Source organism: Bacillus sp. NPDC057893 (genome assembly GCF_042796455.1).
Lineage (GTDB): Bacteria > Bacillota > Bacilli > Bacillales > Bacillaceae_G > Bacillus_A.
Map to the genome: position 1 here is coordinate 1 of NZ_JBHVNG010000017.1, position 19,309 is coordinate 19,309.

A 19,309-nucleotide genomic window follows, 5' to 3' on the forward strand; every position below is an offset into this window, starting at 1 on the left:
GCAGAGAGGTCACACCCGTTCCCATACCGAACACGGAAGTTAAGCTCTCTAGCGCCGATGGTAGTTGGGACCTTGTCCCTGTGAGAGTAGGACGTCGCCAAGCAACTAAAACACGAGTCATTTGACTCGTGTTTTTTCGTGTTTCTTTTTATAATTCATAGTAATTTAAAAAATCTTTACTTAAAGAATCGTCCTTTTGATTAAAGACAGGGAAATGTGGCTAGGATAGTGAATAAGCAAAAGAGTTGCAAATTTTTTTAATACGTATATAATTATAGTCAAAGATAGTCAAAGTCAATAAAGGTGGCGGATAAATGAGAAATATATCTGATATCATTGAGAAATATCTAAAGCAAGTTATTGACTTAAGCAATAATAATGCGATTGAAATCAAGAGGAATGAGGTCGCTGATCGATTCGATTGTGTGCCGTCTCAAATCAATTATGTAATCAATACCCGTTTTACGTTAGAAAGAGGATTCGTAGTAGAAAGTAAACGAGGTGGAGGAGGTTACATTCGCATTATAAAAGTCAAACTGCATGATGATATAGACATTATTGATCAAATGCTTCATATGATTGATCATAGCGTTGCACAAGGAAATGCAGAAAGCATGATTATACGTTTAATAGAAGAGGGTATTATAACAAATCGTGAAGCTAAACTTATGTTAAGCGTACTAGATCGTTCTGTATTATTAATGGATGTTCCTTCTCGAGATGAACTTAGGGCTCGAATATTATGCGCAATGTTAAGAACACTGAAATATAAATAAATATAACTTTTGTTAAGAATAATAACTAAGATAATGCAGTTTAATATTGTAGGGATTTTGAAAGATGACATGTGCTTTTACTAAATGGATTAAGGAAAGAGAACAATCTAGTAATGTATGAAAAGTATCATGAGATAGATCGTTCCTGTTGTAAAGGTGGGGGATAGCGATGACTTGTCAAAACTGTAATATAAGACCAGCAACTTTACATTATACAAAAGTAATCAACGAAAAAAAGGCGGAAGTTCATCTTTGCGAGCAATGTGCAGAACAAAGTGGCTATACGTCTTTCTTTCAATCACCGCAGTCTAATTTTTCATTCCATGACCTATTAGCCGGATTATTGCATGGTGAACCAACAATGTTTGAAGAAGGGCAAGATGCATTTTCAAATACAAATATATCAAAATGTCCAAATTGTAAGATGACATATGAACAATTTACAAAAGTGGGACGTTTTGGATGTGCTGCTTGTTACGATACATTTAAGGGGCATTTAAAACCATTGTTAAAACGTCTTCACGGTGGGCATACAGATCATTGTGGAAAAATTCCTGAACGTATAGAAGGAAATATCTACTTAAAGAAAGAATTAGATGAACTAAAACTCAATCTGAAACAATATGTACAGAAAGAGGATTTTGAGAAAGCGGCTGAAGTACGAGATAAAATTCGATCTCTTGTAAATCAGCTTAGTGAGCATAGAGAGGGGGAATAGTTCTATGTCACTGGACAGAATCATGAATGAAGCGATTAGTCCATGGATGAAGGGGGATGGCCCTGATTCTGATATTGTTTTAAGTAGTCGAATTCGTTTGGCTCGTAATTTTAAAAAATATCAATTCTCTACTATGCAAAACGAGGAAGAAGCTAAACAGATTCATGAGTTATTTAAGAAGAAGTTTATAAATAAACCTGTAGAACCTTTTGGGGAGTTTGAACTATTAAAAATGAATGAATTAAATCCTCTTCAAAGGAGAGTTTTAGTTGAGAAGCATTTAATTAGTCCAAATCTTGCAGGAACAGAATACGGAGCATGCCTACTATCAGAAAGTGAACATATAAGTATCATGCTTAATGAAGAGGATCATGTTAGGATTCAGTGCCTATTTTCAGGTTTACAGTTATCAGAGGCGCTTCAAAGTGCCAATCAAATAGATAACTGGATCGAGGAACAAGTTGAATATGCTTTTGATGAATCGCTTGGATATATTACGAGTTGCCCCACTAACGTCGGTACAGGATTAAGGGCTTCGGTAATGATTCATTTGCCGGGACTGGTTTTAACGAAAAGAATTAACCGTATTATACAAGTAATTCAAAAATTAGGGTTAGTAGTAAGAGGAATATACGGTGAAGGTAGCGAAGCGTTAGGTAATATATTTCAAGTGTCAAATCAAATGACACTAGGGAAATCAGAAGAAGATATTATTGCAGATTTAAAGAGTGTCATTCAACAAATCATTCATCAAGAAAAAATGGCTAGAGAATTAATTGTACAAAATTCAAGTATTGAGCTTGAAGATAAAGTATATCGTTCTTACGGAATACTAGCTAACAGTCGTTTAATTCAATCTGCAGAAGCAGCCACTTGCTTATCAGATGTACGACTTGGTATTGACTTAGGATATATACAAGGTATATCGAGAAATATTTTAACTGAGTTAATGGTTCTTACTCAGCCAGGCATTTTACAACAATATGCAGGAGGACCTCTAGGACCAGAAGAAAGAGATTATCGAAGAGCAACCTTAATCCGTGAGCGATTACGAATTGAACAAAATTAAGCGCAAGTAGGAGGCGATTTCTATGATGTTTGGAAGATTTACAGAACGAGCACAGAAAGTATTAGCTTTATCTCAAGAGGAAGCAATTCGCATTGGGCATAATAATATTGGAACAGAACATATTTTACTTGGGCTTGTACGCGAAGGTGAAGGAATTGCAGCAAAAGCGTTAATTGCTCTTGGATTAAGTCCAGAGAAAGTTCAAAAAGAGGTAGAAGCATTAATTGGACGTGGAACGGAAGCTTCTCAAACAGTACATTACACACCTCGTGCTAAAAAAGTTATTGAGTTGTCTATGGACGAAGCTCGTAAATTGGGCCATTCCTACGTTGGAACAGAACATATTTTACTTGGTTTAATCCGTGAAGGTGAAGGTGTAGCAGCACGTGTTTTAAATAATTTAGGTGTAAGCCTAAATAAAGCAAGACAACAAGTGTTACAACTCCTTGGAAGTAATGAAGCTAGTTCAGGTCACCAAGGTGGTTCATCAACAAATGCGAATACACCTACACTTGACAGTCTAGCACGTGATTTAACAGTTGTTGCACGTGAAAATCGTTTAGATCCTGTTATTGGACGTAGTAAAGAAATTCAACGTGTAATTGAAGTGTTAAGCCGTAGAACAAAAAACAATCCAGTATTAATTGGAGAACCTGGTGTAGGTAAGACAGCAATTGCGGAAGGATTAGCACAGCAAATTGTAAATAATGAAGTTCCTGAAACTTTAAGAGATAAGCGTGTTATGACATTAGATATGGGTACAGTTGTTGCTGGAACAAAATATCGTGGTGAATTTGAGGATCGTTTAAAGAAAGTGATGGATGAGATTCGCCAAGCTGGTAACATCATTCTATTTATTGATGAGCTTCATACGTTAATTGGTGCAGGAGGGGCGGAAGGTGCAATTGATGCATCGAATATTTTAAAACCATCTTTAGCACGTGGTGAATTACAATGTATTGGTGCAACAACTTTAGACGAATATCGTAAATATATTGAAAAAGATGCAGCATTAGAAAGACGTTTCCAACCAATTCATGTTGATGAACCAAACTTAGAGGAATCAGTTCAAATTTTAAAAGGTTTACGTGACCGTTATGAGGCGCATCACCGCGTATCTATTACAGATGATGCAATCGATGCGGCTGTAAAACTTTCAGATCGTTACATTACAGACCGTTTTTTACCTGATAAAGCAATCGATTTAATTGATGAGGCTGCATCAAAAGTGCGCTTACGTTCTTATACAACACCGCCAAACTTAAAAGAGCTTGAAGTGAAGCTTGAGGAAATTAGAAAAGAAAAAGATGCAGCTGTACAAAGCCAAGAATTTGAAAAAGCTGCTTCCTTACGTGATATGGAACAACGTTTACGTGAAAAGCTAGAAGATACAAAGCGTCAGTGGAAAGAGAAACAAGGACAAGAAAACTCAGAAGTAACAGTAGAAGATATTGCAAATGTCGTTTCCACATGGACACGTATTCCAGTTTCTAAACTTGCACAAACAGAGACAGATAAATTATTAAACTTGGAATCAATTTTACATGATCGTTTAATTGGGCAGGATGAAGCAGTTGTAGCTGTGGCAAAAGCTGTTCGTCGTGCGAGAGCGGGATTAAAAGATCCGAAACGTCCAATTGGCTCATTTATTTTCCTAGGACCTACTGGTGTAGGTAAAACAGAACTAGCAAGGGCATTAGCGGAATCTATGTTCGGTGATGAGGATGCAATGATCCGCATCGATATGTCTGAGTACATGGAAAAGCATTCTACTTCTCGTTTAGTTGGATCTCCTCCAGGATATGTTGGATATGAAGAAGGTGGACAATTAACAGAGAAAGTTCGTCGTAAGCCATATTCAGTTGTCTTATTAGATGAAGTAGAGAAAGCTCATCCTGATGTGTTTAATATTTTACTACAAGTATTAGAAGATGGCCGTTTAACAGATTCTAAAGGACGTACAGTTGATTTCCGTAATACAATTGTTATTATGACGTCTAATGTTGGTGCAGACGCATTAAAACGTAATAAACATCTTGGATTTAACGTACAAGATGAGAGCCGCGATTATTCAGATATGAAAGGTAAAGTAATGGATGAATTGAAAAAAGCATTTCGTCCAGAATTCTTAAACCGTATTGATGAAATTATCGTGTTCCATATGCTTGAGAAAAAACATATTCAAGAAATTGTAACTCTTATGGTGAATCAGTTAGTGAATCGCTTAAAAGAACAAGAGATTGAATTGCACTTAACAGAAGGAGCAATTTCAGCAATTGCTGATAAAGGATTTGATCGAGAGTACGGTGCTCGTCCGCTTCGTAGAGCAATTCAAAAACATGTAGAAGATAGACTATCAGAAGAACTGTTAAAAGGTGCTATTGAGAAAGGACAAAAAGTTATCTTTGATATAGAAGGAGAATCATTTGTCATTCATAGTGCGGAAAAGGTAAAATAAGTATAGACAAACAAAGAGGGCTACGCGATAGCCCTCTTTCTTGTACGAGAAGGATAAACGTTTGTAGATGAAAGTGAAGTGAACTATAAAAGATATGGCTAAAAAGAAAACAAAATTTACATGTCAAGAATGTGGTTATCAGTCGCCAAAATATATGGGGAAATGTCCTGGATGTGGTCAATGGAATACGCTTGTTGAAGAGATGGAACCAGTTGTATCATCAAGACGCCTTAATTATGCCAATGCAATTCAATCAGAAGTAACAAAACCAAGACGCTTAACAGAGGTAGAAACAAAGTCTGAGGCGCGTATTGAAACGAAATTTCAAGAGTTTAACCGTGTACTTGGTGGCGGGATTGTAGATGGATCTTTAGTACTTATTGGTGGAGACCCTGGGATTGGGAAATCAACATTGTTATTACAAATTTCATCGCAATTAGCAGATTCTTCATATGATGTACTATACATATCAGGTGAGGAGTCAGCAAAGCAGATCAAACTTCGTGCAGATCGTTTGCATGTAAAGGGTAGTAATCTATTTGTTGTAGCAGAGACTGATTTACAGAGAATTGCAGCGCACATTGAAGAGATGAATCCAGCTTTTGTTGTTATTGACTCCATTCAGACGATACATTTACCTGAAGTGACGTCAGCCCCAGGGAGTGTAACGCAAGTACGTGAATGTACAGCGGAATTAATGAAACTTGCAAAGACGAAAGGGATTCCTATTTTTATCGTCGGACATGTGACAAAAGAAGGGGCAATTGCAGGACCACGTATGCTAGAACATATGGTTGATGCAGTTCTTTACTTTGAAGGAGATCGTCACCATACATATCGTATTTTACGAGCTGTGAAGAACCGTTTTGGTTCCACAAATGAAATGGGTATCTTTGAAATGAAGGAACTAGGTCTTGCAGAAGTACTAAATCCTTCTGAAATTTTCCTTGAGGAACGTCCAGTTGGAGTTGCAGGATCCACAGTGGTTGCTTCAATGGAAGGAACAAGGCCGGTTTTAGTAGAAATACAAGCATTAATCTCCCCTACTAGTTTTGGAAATCCTCGAAGAATGGCGACGGGAATTGATCATAACCGCGTTTCACTTATTATGGCAGTGCTAGAAAAAAGAACAGGTTTATTGTTGCAAAATCAAGACGCATATTTAAAAGTTGCGGGTGGCTTGAAATTAGATGAACCAGCAATCGATTTAGCTGTCGCCTTAAGTATTGCTTCAAGTTTCAGAGATAAAGCTACTGCACCAGCCGATGCGGTAATAGGAGAAGTAGGCCTAACTGGAGAAATAAGAAGAGTATCAAGAATTGAACAACGTGTACAAGAAGCAGCGAAATTAGGATTTCAACGTGCTATTATTCCTAGAAAAAATTTGGGAGGATGGACAATTCCAGATGGGATTGAGGTAGTAGGTGTTTCTAATTTAGGAGAAGCGCTTCGTTTGACATTAGGAGGCTAGGCTATGGAGGAAAACAAGCAACGTGTCAAAAGTATGATTAATATTCTACAGCTTGTTGCCCCAGGAACACCACTACGCGAAGGGATAGATAACGTACTTCGTGCACAAACTGGAGGGCTAATTGTTCTTGGGTATAATGAGCAGATTAAAAGTATTGTTGATGGAGGATTTCACATTAATTGTGCATTCTCACCGGCTAGTTTATATGAATTAGCAAAAATGGATGGGGCACTTATTTTAAATGAAACTGGGAGCAAAATTTTAATTGCAAATGCACAATTAGTTCCAGATCCATCCATTGATTCTATTGAAACAGGTATGCGTCACCGAACGGCAGAGCGTGTAGCAAAGCAGACGGCTAGCCTTGTTGTGGCTATTTCACAAAGACGTAATGTAATTACACTATATCAAGGGAACTTACGTTATACACTAAAAGATATAGGTGTAATTTTAACAAAGGCAAACCAAGCTATTCAAACGTTAGAAAAATATAAAGCTGTATGGAATGATGGGATTACGAATTTGGGCATTCTAGAATTTGAAGAGGTCGTTACAATGTCCGAGGTAGTTCACGTTTTACATAGTGTTGAAATGGTACTGCGTATTAAAAATGAAATAGTGAGCTACATTCATGAGTTAGGAACGGAAGGGAGGTTAATTCGTTTACAACTTACAGAATTACTAGCCGACTTAGAAGCAGAGGCAGCGTTATTAATTAAGGATTATTATCAAGAAAAAACGCAGGATCACCATCAAATTTTGAAAAAGTTACAAGATCTTGCAAATACACAGCTTTTAGAGGATAGCGATTTAGTTAAATTGCTCGGCTATCCAGGGCAAATGAGCTTAGAAGAAAGCGTGACACCGAGGGGATACCGAATCGCAAGCAAAATTTCTCGTGTTCCACCACTTATCATTGAAAATTTAATTAATCGATTTAAAACATTGCAAGGTGTTTGTCGTGCAACTATTAATGAATTGGATGATGTGGAAGGAATTGGGGAAGTTAGGGCGAAGAAAATACGGGAGGGCCTAAAAAGAATTCAAGAGCATCTCTATATGAGTAGACACAATTAAGAATATTACATTGATTCCATAATATAACGACACTAGAACATTTTTGTTATATGATATGGTATATTGGTAAATAAAACTATTTACAAAAAAACACGTCCGCTTTTGCATTCGGCGTTTTGATTAGCAAAACAATGGTTAATAATGAGTAGGAGGTGGTTGGATGTTAAAAAGGATCGTACAGCTCTTCTTTTTAGTGATCGGGGGAGCGTTAGGGATTTTTCTAATCCCAAAAGTTATTAATGTATTGGACGTCGGTGCTGTTCCTTGGCTTGAGGGATCGTACGTTCGTGCAATTATTGGTGCAATTATTTTATTTTTAACAACATTTTGGCTTGTGGATTATATTGTTCAACTTATTAAACATATCGAAGAAGCCCTTGTAAAGGCACCGGTAGCGGATGTTTTATTTGGTACATTAGGGTTGATCTCTGGTCTTATTGTTGCATATTTAATTTTGATACCAATTCGTGAATTCACGATTCCAGTCATTAGTACAGTATTACAAGTGTTCTTTACTCTTTTACTTGGTTATTTAGGATTCCAAGTAGGATTTAAAAAGAGAAATGAATTGCTAGGATTATTTACATTACCCCAGCGCGGAGGTAAGAAGAAAAACAATAGCGAGAACGAAGAGGTAGAGGTAGAAGAATCTACAACTCATTGGAAAATTCTCGATACAAGTGTAATTATTGATGGACGTATTGCAGATATTTGCCAAACGAAGTTTTTAGAAGGAACAATTGTGATTCCACAATTCGTATTAGAAGAGCTTCAGCATATTGCCGATTCTTCTGATGCTTTAAAGCGTAATCGTGGTCGCAGAGGATTAGACATTTTAAATCGTATTCAAAAAGAGCTACCAATTCCGGTGGAAATTTATGAAGGCGATTTTGAGGATATCCAAGAGGTGGATAGCAAGCTTGTAAAGTTAGCTAAAATCACTGGTGGAACTGTTGTAACAAATGATTTCAACTTAAACAAAGTTTCTGAACTACAAGGAGTAACAGTGTTAAACATTAACGATTTAGCAAATGCAATTAAACCAGTCGTACTCCCTGGTGAAGAATTAAGTGTTTATGTTGTGAAAGATGGTAAAGAACAAAATCAAGGTGTTGCATACTTAGATGATGGCACGATGATTGTAGTAGAAGACGGTAGAGAATATGTCGGCTCGCAACTTAATGTACTAGTTACAAGTGTGTTACAAACATCGGCTGGTCGTATGATTTTCGCAAAACGTAAATTATTAGAAAAAGCATTATAAGTAGAGGATTATTAATATGTATACATTAATTATTCCGGCAGCGGGTCAAGGGAAACGGATGGGTGCTGGTAAAAACAAGTTGTTCTTACTTATAAATGGAGTACCTATCATTGTGCATACATTACGTGCTTTTGAAAAAGATAAAGCATGTAAACGTATTATCATGGCAATTAACGAAGAGGAACGTCCTTATTTTGAGGAGTTAATGCAGAAGTACCCGGTTGAAAAGCAGGTGCAATTTATTCAAGGCGGGGCCGAAAGACAAGATAGTGTGTATAATGCTCTTCAGTATGTGAGCGGAGTTGAGTATGTTCTCGTACACGATGGTGCGCGCCCGTTCGTAACGAATAAGATGATGCAAGATGTATTAACTGTAGCAGAGAAATATGGTGCTTCCATTTGTGCAGTGCCAGTGAAGGATACAATTAAGAAAGTAGAACAGGGTGTTGTTGTTGAAACGGTAGAACGTTCTCAGCTTAAAGCGGTTCAAACACCGCAAGGATTTTCTGTTCCTCTTTTATTAGAAGCTCATAGAAGTGCAAAGCAAAGTTGTTTTCTTGGTACAGATGATGCAAGTCTCGTAGAACGTGTCGGGAAGCAAGTAGGCGTAGTAGAGGGGAGTTACTATAATATTAAAGTGACGACTCCCGAGGATTTACTAATTGCTGAAAGTTTCCTTCATGTTCAGAAGAAATAGAAGTGATGGTATTATAGTAAAGAAAAGCTCGGCAGTTGCCGAGCTTTTCTTTATAGAGATAGCAATATAATATAGAATTCATAAAGTAGTTTAGATTGAGGAGGATGTAAAGAATGTTTCGAATTGGACAAGGTTTTGATGTACATGAATTTGCGGAAGGTAGACCGTTAATTATCGGCGGAATTACAATTCCTCATGAAAAAGGATTAATCGGTCACTCGGATGCAGATGTATTGTTACATACGATTGCTGACGCATGTCTAGGAGCAATTGCAGCAGGAGATATTGGAAAACATTTTCCTGATACAGATCCTGCCTTTAAAGATGCGGATTCAGCTGTATTGTTACAAAAGGTTTGGGAATTTGTGCGTGAACAAGGTTATGAGCTAGGGAACCTAGATTGTACAATTATTGCCCAAAAGCCAAAAATGGCACCGCATATTGAAAGCATGCGTAAACGCATTAGTGAACTACTAGAAACGTCTATTGATAATATTAATGTAAAGGCAACAACAACAGAAAAATTAGGATTTACAGGTAGAGAAGAAGGGATTGCTTCTCAAGCGGTTGTTTTATTACAGAAAAAATAGTGGTTTTTAATTCGTAAGATGGATAATCACGTTTTTTTGGTGTACAATTATAGAATGTGTTGACATTAAGATTGGAAGGTGTACCAACTATGGAAAAGCAAGTGAGAGTGCGCTATGCGCCAAGTCCAACAGGACACTTACATATCGGAAATGCGCGTACGGCATTATTTAATTATTTATTTGCTCGTCATCAAGATGGTAAGTTTATTATTCGTATTGAAGATACTGATGTGAAACGTAATGTTGCTGGTGGAGAAGAAAGCCAATTAAAATACTTGAAATGGCTCGGTATGGACTGGGATGAAGGTGTTGATGTTGGTGGTGAATTTGGACCATATCGTCAAACAGAGCGTTTAGATATTTATAAAAAATTATATGAAGATTTATTAGAGCGTGATTTAGCTTACAAATGTTATATGACAGAAGAAGAGCTAGAGGCAGAGCGTGAAGGACAAATCGCTCGTGGTGAAACACCGCGTTATGCAGGAAACCACCGTGATTTAACTGAGGAGCAAATTAAAGGATTTGAGGCTGAAGGCCGTATTCCAAGTATTCGCTTCCGTGTGCCGGCTGATAGCGACTACACGTTTAAAGATATCGTAAAAGATGAAGTTGCATTCCATTCAAATGATTTTGGTGATTTCGTTATCGTGAAAAAAGATGGAATTCCAACTTATAACTTTGCGGTAGCGGTAGATGATCACTTAATGGAGATTACACACGTACTTCGTGGTGATGATCATATTTCAAACACGCCAAAACAAATGATGATTTATGAAGCTTTCGGTTGGGATATTCCGAAGTTCGGTCATATGACTTTAATTGTAAACGAAAGCCGTAAAAAGCTAAGTAAGCGTGACGAATCTATTATTCAATTTATTGAGCAATATAAAGAGCTTGGGTATCTTCCAGAAGCAATCTTTAACTTTATTGCATTACTAGGTTGGTCACCAGTAGGTGAAGAAGAAATCTTCTCTCAAGATGAGTTTATCAAAATGTTTGATGCAGCTCGTTTATCAAAATCACCTGCATTATTTGATTCTCAAAAACTAAAATGGATGAACAACCAATATATGAAAAAACAAGATTTAGATACGGTTGTTGAACTAAGCTTACCGCATTTAGTGAAAGCGGGTCGCGTAGGTGAAAACTTAAGCGAACAAGAACAAGCATGGGTTCGTGATGTAATTGCTTTATATCATGACCAAATGAGCTTTGGAGCTGAAATTGTAGAGCTTTCTGAAATGTTCTTTAAAGATCATGTTGATCATGAAGAAGAGGGACAAGAAGTATTGAAGGGTGAACAAGTACCTGAAGTACTTCGTACATTTGCCGATCAATTAGAAGCTTTAGAAGCAATGGAGCCAGCAGCAGTTAAGGCGGCTATTAAAGCAGTTCAAAAGGAAACAGGACATAAAGGTAAAAACCTATTTATGCCAATCCGTGTTGCTACTACTGGACAAACACATGGTCCAGAGCTTCCTAACGCTATTGCTCTTCTTGGAAAAGAAAAAGTTTTAAATCGTATTCAAAAAGTAATTGGTTAACATTTTCTAGGTTTAGCAATATAATAAGTATACCTAAAATCTAATAAGGAAAAGCGACGAGAAGGAGAAGTAGAAAATCAGGCTTTTTACAGAGAGAACCACCCTTAGGCTGGAAGTGGTTTATAAGCGGATTTTTGAAATGCCCCTTCGAGTCTTCTGTTGAACAGCGAAGTATTTCGCGGAACGTCTTAGGGCGCAAAGTAAACAGAAGCGGTGTAAACCGTTATCATGGATGAGTTTGAGGCTTCTTTAGCCTAAACAGAGTGGAACCGCGCTTAAAAGGCGTCTCTGTCTATATGACAGAGGCGTCTTTTTTTTATACCATGTAAATGGGTGTGAGTATAAGTTTTATCCCCTTGTATAAAGATTTAGGGGAAGTTAGGGGAAGTTAGGGGAAGTTAGGGGAGTTAGTTCACTCGAAAAAAGCAGCCCATAAAGGGGAGGGAACATCGATGTTTAAGAGGCTTCGGGAAGATATTGAAGTCGTTTTTGAACAGGATCCAGCGGCACGAAGTTATTTTGAAGTCATTTTAACTTACTCTGGATTACATGCAGTTTGGGCCCATCGAATTGCACATGCTTTTTATAAAAGGAATTTTTTCTTTATGGCACGTTGGATTTCGCAAGTTAGTCGTTTTTTTACTGGCATTGAGATTCATCCAGGAGCAACTATTGGTCGTCGTTTTTTCATTGATCATGGAATGGGGGTTGTAATTGGAGAAACGTGTGAAATTGGCGAAAACGTAACAATTTATCAAGGTGTCACATTAGGTGGTACAGGTAAAGAAAAAGGAAAGAGGCACCCTACAATTCAGGATAATGTATTAATTGCAACAGGTGCTAAAGTACTAGGTTCTATTACTGTTGGAGAGAATTCTAAAATTGGTGCAGGATCTGTCGTGTTGAAGGAAGTTCCTGCGCATTCTACAGTTGTAGGTATACCTGGCCGAGTCGTTATTCAAAATGGAGTAAAGATTGGTCAAGAATTAAATCATTCTGATCTTCCGGATCCGATTTTTGATAAATTAAAGGTTATGGAAGCAGAACTTGATAAATTGAGAAAGCAACTCGAAGTAAAGGTAGAAAGGAAGGATAAAAATGACTATTCACATTTATAATACGTTAACGCGTCAAAAAGAAGAGTTTATGCCATTAGAAGAAAATAAGGTAAAGATGTATGTGTGCGGACCTACAGTGTATAACTACATTCACATTGGGAATGCAAGACCACCTATGGTATTTGATACAGTACGCCGTTACTTAGAATATAAAGGATATGATGTGCAGTATGTATCTAACTTTACTGACGTGGATGATAAATTAATTAAGGCGGCAAATGAATTAGGTGAAGATGTGCCAACAATTGCAGATCGTTTTGTTGAAGCTTACTTTGAAGATGTAACGGCACTAGGTTGCAAACATGCAACGGTTCACCCACGTGTAACGGAAAATATGGATATCATTATTGAATTTATTCAAGAACTTGTGAATAAAGGGTATGCATATGAATCAGAAGGTGATGTGTACTTTAAAACGAAAGAATTCGAAGGTTACGGTAAATTATCACATCAACCAATTGCAGACTTACGTCACGGTGCACGTATTGAAGTAGGAGAAAAGAAACAAGACCCTCTTGACTTTGCTTTATGGAAAGCTGCGAAAGAAGGAGAAATCTTCTGGGAAAGCCCTTGGGGGAAAGGACGCCCAGGGTGGCATATTGAATGCTCAGCAATGGCGCGTAAATATTTAGGGGATACAATTGATATTCATGCTGGTGGTCAAGATTTAGCATTTCCTCATCATGAAAATGAAATTGCGCAGTCTGAGGCGTTGACAGGAAAAACATTTGCACGTTATTGGATGCATAATGGATATATTAATATTAATAACGAGAAGATGTCTAAGTCGCTTGGAAACTTCATTTTAGTTCACGATATCATTAAACAATATGATCCGCAGTTAATCAGGTTCTTTATGCTGTCGGTACATTACCGTCACCCAATTAACTTTAGCGAAGATTTATTGCAAAGTACGAATAATGGACTAGAAAGAATTAAAACAGCTTACGGTAACTTAAAGCATCGTATGGAAAGTAGTACAGATTTAACGGACCATAATGAAAAATGGTTAGCTGAAATGGAAAAGTTCCAGGTTGCATTCGAAGAAGCGATGGATGATGATTTCAATACGGCTAATGCGATTACTGAATTATATAACGTAGCAAATCACGCAAATCAATATTTGTTAGAAGAACATACTTCTAAAGTTGTAATTGAAGCGTATGTAAAACAACTTGAAACATTATTTAGTATTTTAGGATTAGAATTAGCACAAGAAGAGTTGCTTGACGAAGAAATTGAAGCACTAATCCAAAAGCGTATTGAAGCTCGTCAAAATCGTGACTTCGCATTATCTGATCAAATTCGCGATGATTTAAAAGGACGTAATATTATTTTAGAAGATACCGCTCAAGGTACAAGATGGAAAAGAGGATAAGAATGATTGATGCAAAGCAATTGAACAGCTTAGCGTTAGCATATATGGGTGATGCGGTATATGAACAATATATCCGCTATCACCTCCTTCAAAAAGGGAAAGTTCGCCCTAATCAATTACATCGCTTAGGGACGGGCTTTGTTTCGGCAAAAGCACAGGCGAAAGTTGTTTATCATTTATTAGAGACGGCATTTTTGACAGAAGAGGAAGAGGCGGTATTAAGAAGAGGGCGTAATGCGAATTCGGGTACTGTTCCGAAAAATACAGATGTACAAACATATCGACACAGTACAGCCTTTGAAGCGCTAATCGGTTATCATCACTTGTTGAATAATCGTGAAAGATTGGACGAGATTGTATATAAGGCGATTGACGTTTTGGAAGAAAAGGAAGGGAGCACATCATCATGAGTAGTGAATATATTATCGGACGTAACCCTGTAATTGAAGCTTTAAGAGCGGGGCGAGATATTAATAAAATTTTGGTAGCGGAAGGTGCTGCCAAAGGACAAGTGCAGATTGTACTAGCATTAGCAAAAGAGAATAAGGTTATTTTGCAACACGCACCAAAGAAGAAATTAGATCAATTGGTTGAGGGAAATCATCAAGGTGTAATTGCTCAAGTAGCTGCATATCAATATGCTGAGTTAGAGGATTTGTTTAAATTAGCAGAAAAACGTAATGAAGATCCGTTCTTCTTAATTTTAGATGAAATTGAAGACCCGCATAACTTAGGTTCTATTATGCGTACCGCGGATGCAACAGGGGCTCATGGGGTTATTATTCCCAAAAGAAGAGCGGTGGGACTTACAGCGTCAGTTGCGAAAGCGTCGACTGGGGCAATTGAATATATTCCTGTTGCACGTGTAACAAATTTATCGCGTACAATTGATGAATTAAAAGAACGTGGACTTTGGATTGCTGGTACAGATGCCAAAGGGAAAACAGATTACCGTAATTTAGATGGTAATATGCCAATCGGACTAGTAATTGGTAGTGAAGGAAAAGGTATGAGTCGTATTATTGGTGAAAAGTGTGATTTCCTAATTACTTTACCGATGGTCGGTAAAGTTACATCCTTAAATGCTTCAGTAGCCGCAAGTTTGTTAATGTATGAGGTATATCGTAAACGTCACGAAATTGGTAAATAAAAAATGAACGATATTTTAATCGTTGACGGTTACAACATTATCGGAGCTTGGGGAGACTTGAAGAAACTGCGGGATGTAGATTTACAATCATCAAGAGACGCGCTTATTGATAAGATGGCGAATTATCAAGGCTATACAGGCACAAAGGTAATGATTGTCTTTGATGCCTATACAGTCTATGGTATTGAAAAAAAGATGAAACAATCGCGGGTGGAAGTAATATTCACGAGAAAGAATCAAACTGCAGATGAAAAGATAGAACAACTTGCGATTGAGCTTAGAAATATAAATACACAAATATACGTTGCAACTTCGGATTATACGGAGCAATGGATTATATTTGCGCAAGGTGCACTTCGAAAATCTGCGCGTGAATTAGAGTTAGAAGTGCAAGCGATGGAACAACAAGTAAGAAGGCGTACAAAAGACACGAAAGAAAAGCAACCCGCCATGCGAAAGATATTTAGTGAAGATATTACAGAAAAATTAGAAAAATTAAGAAGAGGAGAGCGTTGAAGCATTGACGCTCTTTATCTTTTTACTGTATAATATTGCTAAATATATAGCGGTCGGAGGGATCAAGGTGGAAGCAGGCTTCGTAAGTGTAGGCGACGTTACATTTCGTGATTTAGAGGATGAGGCAATCGTTGAGTTAGTTCGAAAAGGTAATACTGACGCTCTAGAATATTTAATTCACAAATATAAGAACTTTGTTCGCGCGAAATCAAGATCTTATTTCTTAGTGGGTGCCGATCGAGAAGATATTGTTCAAGAAGGCATGATTGGATTGTTTAAAGCCATTCGTGATTATAAAGGGGACAAGCTGTCTTCGTTCAAAGCATTTGCTGAACTGTGTATCACTCGACAAATTATTACCGCTATTAAAACAGCAACAAGGCAAAAACATATTCCGTTAAATTCGTATGTGTCTTTAGATAAGCCAATTTACGATGAGGAATCTGATCGAACATTATTAGATGTTATTTCGGAATCGAAAGTAACTGATCCAGAAGAGATGATTATAAGTCAGGAAGAATATACAGACATAGAATCAAAAATATCTGAATTATTAAGCGATTTAGAAAGAAAAGTGCTCTCTTTATACTTAGATGGTCGTTCCTATCAAGAAATTTCAGAACAGTTAAACAGGCATGTGAAATCTATTGATAACGCATTGCAGCGTGTGAAAAGGAAATTAGAAAGATATATGGAGATGAGAGAGAGTACAACTTTAAATTCATAGCAAGTGCCGCAGGTGTAAAATAATTCACCTGTTTTCTTTTTGTTAAGAGAGTGAAAGTCATGACATTGACATTGTCTTTTGTTGTATGATACATTTTTAGGGACAATGTTACAAGGTTGGTGTAACTAATGAGGAAAAAAGTTGTACTCTCATGTGAAGAGTGTAAAAATCGAAACTACTCTACGATGAAAGATACGAGCTCAGTAGAGCGACTTGAGATAAAGAAGTTTTGTAAAACATGCAATAAGCATACAGTTCACAAAGAAACAAAATAAATAATTGAAATAATACACTGGAGGTCCCGCAGATGCGTTTAACGAACTTTTTCGGCGATGTAGGTCGCGAAATGAAAAAAGTAAGTTGGCCTAAAAAAGATGAATTACTCCGCTCAACAACGACTGTTATCGCGACAGTTGTGTTCTTTGCGATTTTCTTCGCAGTGGTTGATATGGGCATTTCTTCTTTAATTCGGTTAATTCTTGGTTAATTCTTGAATAAGAAGCACTTATCCATGATATAATGTTATTTATAAGAACTGTGTAAAAGCCCGGTGAACGGGTTTTTTCATTTGCGCAAAAAAATGTACGTCAGGGAGGGAAGGACGCTCGTCCTAAATGAATGGAAAAAAGTTGGTATGTTGTCCATACTTATTCTGGATATGAAAATAAAGTAAAAGCAAACCTAGAGAAACGTGTAGAATCAATGGGTATGCAAGATAAAATTTTCCGTGTTGTTGTCCCGGAAGAAGTAGAAGTAGAAATGAAAAATGGTAAAGAAAAAATAACAAAAAGAAAAGTGTTCCCAGGTTACGTATTAGTAGAACTAATCATGACTGACGATTCTTGGTATGTTGTTCGTAATACGCCAGGTGTAACAGGTTTTGTCGGTTCTTCTGGTTCAGGATCTAAACCATCACCTCTATTAGAAGAGGAAGTTGTTACCATCATGAAGCATATGGGAATGGACAATGAAGTGGTTGATTTCGAATTTGAACTTCATGAAACAGTGCGTGTAAATGAGGGGCCATTCGCGGATTATACAGGCGCGATTGAAGAAATTGATGTGGAAAAGAAAAAAGTTAGCGTGCTTGTAGACATGTTCGGTCGCGAGACTCCGGTTGAACTTGATTTCCATCAAATTGAAAAATTATAAAATGAAACTTGAAATGAATTGTAAAAAGTGATAATATCTTTTAAGTCAGTACGTCTTCGGTAACGGAGACGTTTTTTGAAAAAGATTTTATCATTATGATAAAATATGAAGTGGGAGGGCAAATCACTGCCCAATTGACCACATCACGGACTTAAGGAGGTGTGTCTCGTGGCTAAAAAGGTAATTAAAATGGTAAAACTTCAGATTCCTGCAGGTAAAGCTAATCCAGCTCCGCCGGTTGGTCCAGCATTAGGACAAGCAGGTGTTAACATCATGGGCTTCTGTAAAGAGTTTAACGCTCGTACAGCTGATCAAGCTGGTCTTATCATCCCTGTTGAAATTACGGTATTTGAGGACCGTTCATTCACTTTCATTACTAAAACTCCTCCTGCTGCTGTTCTTCTTAAGAAAGTAGCTGGTATTGAGTCTGGTTCTGGTGAACCAAACCGTAATAAAGTGGCAACTGTTAAGCGTGATAAAGTACGCGAAATCGCTGAAACTAAAATGCCTGACCTAAACGCTGCTAGTGTAGAAGCTGCAATGCGTATGGTTGAAGGTACTGCGCGCAGTATGGGCATCGTTATCGAAGACTAATTCGATTTGTTTTTTGTAAAAAAGGTTGCGGGTCTGGAATTCCAATTCGCAACCTTTATTATCGTAAATGATTATCATTTTTAAATAAATGGATGGGCGCACATCCTCGGGGGTTCCCGGAATGAAGGCGTAAACGTGGGAGGTTATTCCGCTAAAACCACATTCAAGGAGGAAACAAACATGGCTAAAAGAGGTAAAAAGTACGTTGAAGCTGCGAAGCTTGTTGATCGTGCATCTGCTTACTCTGCAACAGAAGCAGTAGAATTAGTAAAGAAAACAAACACAGCTAAATTTGATGCAACTGTAGAAGCTGCATTCCGTTTAGGTGTTGACCCTAAGAAAGCTGACCAACAAATTCGTGGTGCAGTTGTTCTTCCACACGGTACTGGTAAAGTACAACGTGTATTAGTATTCGCTAAAGGCGAAAAAGCAAAAGAAGCTGAAGCTGCTGGCGCTGAATTCGTAGGCGATGCTGATTACATCGGTAAAATCCAAAAAGGTTGGTTCGATTTCGATGTAGTAGTAGCAACTCCTGACATGATGGGTGAAGTTGGTAAACTTGGTCGTGTATTAGGACCTAAAGGTTTAATGCCAAACCCTAAAACTGGAACAGTTACTTTCGATGTAACTAAAGCTGTTAACGAAATCAAAGCTGGTAAAGTTGAATACCGCGTTGATAAAGCTGGTAACATCCACGTTCCAATCGGTAAAGTATCTTTCGAAGATGCTAAATTAGTAGAAAACTTCAAAACAATTGCTGACACGCTACAAAAAGCTAAGCCAGCTGCTGCAAAAGGTACTTACATGAAGAACGCAACTGTTGCTTCTACAATGGGACCTGGCGTACGCGTAGACGTTTCTACACTTGCGTAAAAATTGGAAGTTGACTTCATAAAGAAGTTTTAATATAATCATTTATGTTGTGAATTTTAATAGTGTACCGTAGACAGTAGGAGTCGATTCGACTTAATTCCCTACCTAGGTGTTAATATACGAAGCGGAATCTT

At 37.5% G+C, this 19,309-nt stretch carries 21 protein-coding genes, 1 rRNA gene and 2 other annotated features (1 of these 24 cut by a window edge); all 22 genes read left to right on the top strand.

Annotated features, from left to right (window positions below; all coding sequences use genetic code 11):
* Positions 1–103, top strand: a 5S ribosomal RNA gene (rrf, locus tag ACFVQC_RS28175); the annotation flags it as partial.
* 211 nt (positions 104–314) lie between these two features.
* Positions 315–776, top strand: coding sequence for a transcriptional regulator CtsR (gene ctsR / locus ACFVQC_RS28180; protein ID WP_002029353.1), 462 nt, complete (start codon positions 315–317; stop codon positions 774–776).
* A 169-nt stretch (positions 777–945) separates the two neighbouring features.
* Positions 946–1,494 carry a protein-arginine kinase activator protein McsA gene (mcsA, locus tag ACFVQC_RS28185; RefSeq protein ID WP_377899937.1) on the top strand — a complete coding sequence of 183 codons (549 nt, stop codon included), beginning with the start codon at positions 946–948 and terminating at the stop codon, positions 1,492–1,494.
* Positions 1,495–1,498: 4 nt separating this feature from the next.
* Complete coding sequence (mcsB, locus tag ACFVQC_RS28190; RefSeq protein WP_002091490.1) at positions 1,499–2,563, top strand: protein-arginine kinase McsB; 1,065 nt, start codon at positions 1,499–1,501, stop codon at positions 2,561–2,563.
* Between the two features lie 22 nt (positions 2,564–2,585).
* The gene (clpC, locus tag ACFVQC_RS28195) at positions 2,586–5,021 is read left to right on the top strand and encodes an ATP-dependent protease ATP-binding subunit ClpC (protein WP_002063405.1); all 2,436 of its coding nucleotides are present in this window, start codon (positions 2,586–2,588) and stop codon (positions 5,019–5,021) included.
* A 94-nt stretch (positions 5,022–5,115) separates the two neighbouring features.
* A complete protein-coding gene (gene radA, locus ACFVQC_RS28200) occupies positions 5,116–6,492 on the top strand; it encodes a DNA repair protein RadA (protein WP_002009817.1) in 1,377 nt (458 codons plus the stop codon).
* Between the two features lie 3 nt (positions 6,493–6,495).
* Positions 6,496–7,569, top strand: a complete 1,074-nt coding sequence (gene disA / locus ACFVQC_RS28205) for a DNA integrity scanning diadenylate cyclase DisA (RefSeq protein ID WP_000392162.1) — start codon at positions 6,496–6,498, stop codon at positions 7,567–7,569.
* Between the two features lie 160 nt (positions 7,570–7,729).
* Positions 7,730–8,833: a PIN/TRAM domain-containing protein gene (locus tag ACFVQC_RS28210; RefSeq protein ID WP_377899939.1), complete on the top strand. Its 1,104-nt coding sequence runs from the start codon at positions 7,730–7,732 to the stop codon at positions 8,831–8,833.
* Positions 8,834–8,849: 16 nt separating this feature from the next.
* Positions 8,850–9,530, top strand: coding sequence for a 2-C-methyl-D-erythritol 4-phosphate cytidylyltransferase (ispD, locus tag ACFVQC_RS28215; RefSeq protein WP_002204581.1), 681 nt, complete (start codon positions 8,850–8,852; stop codon positions 9,528–9,530).
* A 113-nt stretch (positions 9,531–9,643) separates the two neighbouring features.
* Positions 9,644–10,120, top strand: a complete 477-nt coding sequence (ispF, locus tag ACFVQC_RS28220) for a 2-C-methyl-D-erythritol 2,4-cyclodiphosphate synthase (RefSeq protein ID WP_000488386.1) — start codon at positions 9,644–9,646, stop codon at positions 10,118–10,120.
* An 89-nt stretch (positions 10,121–10,209) separates the two neighbouring features.
* Complete coding sequence (gltX, locus tag ACFVQC_RS28225) at positions 10,210–11,667, top strand: glutamate--tRNA ligase (RefSeq protein ID WP_002113298.1); 1,458 nt, start codon at positions 10,210–10,212, stop codon at positions 11,665–11,667.
* 47 nt (positions 11,668–11,714) lie between these two features.
* Positions 11,715–11,960, top strand: a binding site (T-box leader).
* A 159-nt stretch (positions 11,961–12,119) separates the two neighbouring features.
* Entirely contained in the window at positions 12,120–12,785 is a 666-nt protein-coding gene (gene cysE / locus ACFVQC_RS28230; protein WP_002113299.1) for a serine O-acetyltransferase, read from the top strand.
* Positions 12,766–14,163 carry a cysteine--tRNA ligase gene (gene cysS, locus ACFVQC_RS28235; protein WP_002091500.1) on the top strand — a complete coding sequence of 466 codons (1,398 nt, stop codon included), beginning with the start codon at positions 12,766–12,768 and terminating at the stop codon, positions 14,161–14,163. The genes cysE and cysS overlap by 20 nt, the downstream gene beginning before the upstream one ends.
* A gap of 2 nt (positions 14,164–14,165) precedes the next feature.
* Positions 14,166–14,573, top strand: coding sequence for a Mini-ribonuclease 3 (locus ACFVQC_RS28240; RefSeq protein ID WP_002204579.1), 408 nt, complete (start codon positions 14,166–14,168; stop codon positions 14,571–14,573).
* Complete coding sequence (gene rlmB, locus ACFVQC_RS28245) at positions 14,570–15,313, top strand: 23S rRNA (guanosine(2251)-2'-O)-methyltransferase RlmB (protein ID WP_002091503.1); 744 nt, start codon at positions 14,570–14,572, stop codon at positions 15,311–15,313. Before ACFVQC_RS28240 ends, rlmB begins: the two co-directional genes overlap by 4 nt.
* A gap of 3 nt (positions 15,314–15,316) precedes the next feature.
* Entirely contained in the window at positions 15,317–15,829 is a 513-nt protein-coding gene (locus tag ACFVQC_RS28250) for an NYN domain-containing protein (RefSeq protein ID WP_002204578.1), read from the top strand.
* Positions 15,830–15,896: 67 nt separating this feature from the next.
* Positions 15,897–16,556: an RNA polymerase factor sigma-70 gene (locus tag ACFVQC_RS28255; protein WP_002009799.1), complete on the top strand. Its 660-nt coding sequence runs from the start codon at positions 15,897–15,899 to the stop codon at positions 16,554–16,556.
* 128 nt (positions 16,557–16,684) lie between these two features.
* Positions 16,685–16,831, top strand: coding sequence for a 50S ribosomal protein L33 (rpmG, locus tag ACFVQC_RS28260; RefSeq protein WP_012260172.1), 147 nt, complete (start codon positions 16,685–16,687; stop codon positions 16,829–16,831).
* Between the two features lie 32 nt (positions 16,832–16,863).
* Complete coding sequence (secE, locus tag ACFVQC_RS28265; protein WP_002009797.1) at positions 16,864–17,043, top strand: preprotein translocase subunit SecE; 180 nt, start codon at positions 16,864–16,866, stop codon at positions 17,041–17,043.
* 131 nt (positions 17,044–17,174) lie between these two features.
* Complete coding sequence (nusG, locus tag ACFVQC_RS28270; RefSeq protein ID WP_002009795.1) at positions 17,175–17,708, top strand: transcription termination/antitermination protein NusG; 534 nt, start codon at positions 17,175–17,177, stop codon at positions 17,706–17,708.
* A 168-nt stretch (positions 17,709–17,876) separates the two neighbouring features.
* Positions 17,877–18,302 carry a 50S ribosomal protein L11 gene (rplK, locus tag ACFVQC_RS28275; RefSeq protein ID WP_001085872.1) on the top strand — a complete coding sequence of 142 codons (426 nt, stop codon included), beginning with the start codon at positions 17,877–17,879 and terminating at the stop codon, positions 18,300–18,302.
* Positions 18,303–18,482: 180 nt separating this feature from the next.
* Positions 18,483–19,175, top strand: coding sequence for a 50S ribosomal protein L1 (gene rplA, locus ACFVQC_RS28280; RefSeq protein WP_002009792.1), 693 nt, complete (start codon positions 18,483–18,485; stop codon positions 19,173–19,175).
* A 49-nt stretch (positions 19,176–19,224) separates the two neighbouring features.
* Positions 19,225–19,309: a sequence feature (ribosomal protein L10 leader region), on the top strand (it continues 61 nt past the right edge of the window).